The following is a 3004-nucleotide window of genomic DNA, read 5'->3' on the forward strand; positions in this document are numbered from 1 at the left end:
TTCCCGCTTCCCCTCTCGCGCCGCGTTCGGCTTGGCGCGAAAGAGGCGTGATTGTAGGCACAACCCCTCCCACGCGCAAGCCCCTTTCGACAGTTTTTTTGCGCCGACGCTTCGGGATCGCGAAGCGGCCGGAAAGCCGAGTCCGCCTCACTCATACGAAGCGCACCTCGTAACAACCAACAAAGGCGCGCGACGCGCCTCGCAAGCTCAGCGGTGCTTGAAGGTCGGCTTGCGCTTTTCGACGAACGCCGCCATTCCTTCCTTCTGATCTTCGGTCGCGAACGCCGCATGGAACAAGCGGCGTTCGAAGTGCACCCCCTCCGCGAGCGTCGTCTCGTATGCGCGATTCACCGCCTCCTTCACCATCATCACGACAGGCAGCGAGAATTCGGCGATCGTCGTCGCCGCGGCGATCGCCTCGTCGAGCAATTTGTCCGCCGGCAGTATCCGCGACACCAGGCCGGCGCGCTCCGCTTCCTCCGCATCCATGAAGCGAGCGGTCAGGCACATGTCCATCGCCTTCGCTTTCGACACCGCGCGCGGCAGGCGCTGCGTTCCGCCCGCACCCGGCAGCACGCCGAGCTTGACCTCCGGCTGGCCGAACTTCGCCGTGTCCGCCGCGAAGATGATGTCGCACATCATCGCGAGCTCGCAGCCGCCGCCCAGCGCGAACCCCGCCACCGCCGCGATGACCGGCTTGCGAATCTGACGCACCGCCTCCCAGTTGCGCGTGATGTAGTCGCCCTTGAAGACGTCCATGTACGAATAGGTCGCCATCATCCCGATGTCGGCGCCCGCCGCGAACGCTTTCTCGCTGCCCGTCAGCACGATCGCGCCGATGCCTTCGTCCGCGTCGAACGCCTTGAGCGCCGCGCCCAGCTCGTCCATCAGCGCGTCGTTCAGCGCGTTCAGCGCCTTCGGACGATTCAGCGTAATCAACCCCACCCGGCCGCGCGTCTCCACCAGGATATTTTCGTAAGCCATCTGCTTCTCCTCGATCAATGAAACATGAAATGCCGCACACGCACGAATGATTTGATGCTAACATTTTCCGACCAACCGGTCGGTTTATTAATAACCTCCACCTTCCTCAACCTTCATCAAGCCTGCCGCCATGACCCATCCTCTGTTCACGAAGCATGAAGACACGCTGAAGCACGCGCTCTCCACGATCGAAACGCGCGGCTACTGGAGCCCGTTCGCCGAGATGCCGAGCCCCAAAGTGTACGGGGAAAGCGCCAACGCAGACGGCGAAGCAGCATTCAAAGCCCAACTCGACAAGCCGTTCGAACTCGACCAGCCCGCCTCGGGCGAAACGGTCGGCGCCGAAGAGTCGCCGTACGGTTTCGCGCTCGGCATCCGTTACCCGAAATCGTCGCCCGACGAGCTGATCGCCGCCGCCGCGCAAGCGCAGCGCGCATGGCGCGAGGCCGGGCCTTCCGCCTGGGCAGGCGTGTGCGTCGAGATTCTCGCCCGGCTGAATCGCGCGAGCTTCGAAATTGCTTACAGCGTCATGCACACCACGGGACAGGCTTTCATGATGGCGTTCCAGGCGGGCGGGCCGCATGCGCAGGACCGCGCGCTCGAAGCCGTCGCCTATGCATGGCAGGAGCTGCAGCGCATCCCAGCCGACGCGCATTGGGAAAAACCGCAAGGCAAGAACCCGCCGCTCGCGATGCACAAGCGCTACACGATCGTGCCGCGCGGCACGGGCCTCGTCCTCGGCTGCTGCACATTCCCGACGTGGAACGGCTATCCGGGCCTGTTCGCCGATCTTGCAACCGGCAACACGGTCATCGTCAAGCCGCATCCCGGCGCAATTCTGCCGCTCGCGATCACCGTGCGCATCGCGCGCGACGTGCTGCGCGAAGCCGGCTTCGATCCGAACGTCGTCACGCTGCTTGCGACCGAATCGAACGACGGCGCGCTCGTCCAAGAGCTCGCGCTCCGCCCGGAAATCAAGCTGATCGACTTCACCGGCAGTTCGCAAAACGGCAACTGGCTCGAACGCAACGCGCACCAGGCGCAGGTGTATACGGAGAAAGCAGGCGTCAACCAGATCGTGATCGATTCCGTCGACGACCTGAAAGCCGCCGTCAAGAACATCGCGTTCTCGCTCGCGCTCTACTCCGGCCAGATGTGCACCGCGCCGCAAAACATCTATGTTCCGCGTGACGGCATCCGCACCGCGGAAGGACATGTCAGCTTCGACGACGTCGCGCAAGCGATCGCGGGCGCCGTGCAGAAGCTGACAGGCGACCCGGCACGCTCGGTCGAGCTCATCGGCGCACTTCAGAACGAAGGCGTCGCGGCCCGCATCGACGACGCGCGCAAGCTCGGCCGCGTGCTCGCCGACAGCCAGGCGCTCGAACATCCCGCTTTCAAGGGCGCGCGCGTACGCACGCCGCTCGTGCTGCAGCTCGACATCACCGATCGCGCGAAGTACACGCGGGAATGGTTCGGTCCGATCTCGTTCGTCATCGCAACCGATTCGACCGCGCAATCGCTCGATCTCGCCGGTTCGATCGCGGCCGAGCACGGTGCGCTCACGCTCTCCGTCTACAGTACGGACGACGCCGTCGTCGAGGCCGCGCACGAAGCGGCCGTGCGCGGCGGCGTCGCGCTGTCGATCAATCTGACGGGCGGCGTGTTCGTCAATCAATCGGCGGCGTTCTCCGACTTTCACGGCACGGGCGCCAATCCGGCCGCGAATGCATCGCTCGCCGACGCCGCGTTCGTCGCGAATCGCTTCCGCGTCGTGCAGAGTCGCCACCATGTTGCGCCGAAGGCCGCATCCGCTGAAGCCGGCCAAACGGCATAACCCGTTCGGCCGGGCTGCCGACCTCGCCATCGTTCACTACCATGTATGAACCTGCCCGCTCGCGGGTTCTCCTTCGCCGGAATTCGACATGACCGAAGCATTCCTGTGTGACGCAATCCGCACGCCGATCGGCCGCTACGGCGGGGCCCTCGCGCCGGTGCGGGCCGACGACCTCGGCGCCGT

The 3004-nt window shown here is 64.9% G+C and carries 2 protein-coding genes; one reads left to right on the top strand and one right to left on the bottom strand.

All coding sequences use genetic code 11. From position 1 onward, the window contains the following. Positions 1-207: 207 nt before the first annotated feature. Positions 208-984 (bottom strand): enoyl-CoA hydratase, encoded by a 777-nt coding sequence (locus X946_RS04580; RefSeq protein WP_038744525.1) that lies wholly within the window; start codon positions 982-984, stop codon positions 208-210. Positions 985-1114: 130 nt separating this feature from the next. Between X946_RS04580 and paaN the strand changes: the two genes are divergently transcribed. Next, positions 1115-2821, top strand: coding sequence for a phenylacetic acid degradation protein PaaN (gene paaN / locus X946_RS04585; RefSeq protein ID WP_038744523.1), 1707 nt, complete (start codon positions 1115-1117; stop codon positions 2819-2821). Positions 2822-3004: the final 183 nt, after the last annotated feature.

Origin of the sequence: Burkholderia sp. ABCPW 111, assembly GCF_000773065.1 — a bacterium.
GTDB classification, from domain to species: domain Bacteria; phylum Pseudomonadota; class Gammaproteobacteria; order Burkholderiales; family Burkholderiaceae; genus Burkholderia; species Burkholderia savannae.

Excerpts from the sequence above, each read along its gene's own strand:
- X946_RS04580 (WP_038744525.1), bottom strand. The coding sequence starts at position 984 with ATGGCTTACGAAAATATCCTGGTGGAGACGCGCGGCCGGGTGGGGTTG.
- paaN (WP_038744523.1), top strand. The coding sequence starts at position 1,115 with ATGACCCATCCTCTGTTCACGAAGCATGAAGACACGCTGAAGCACGCG.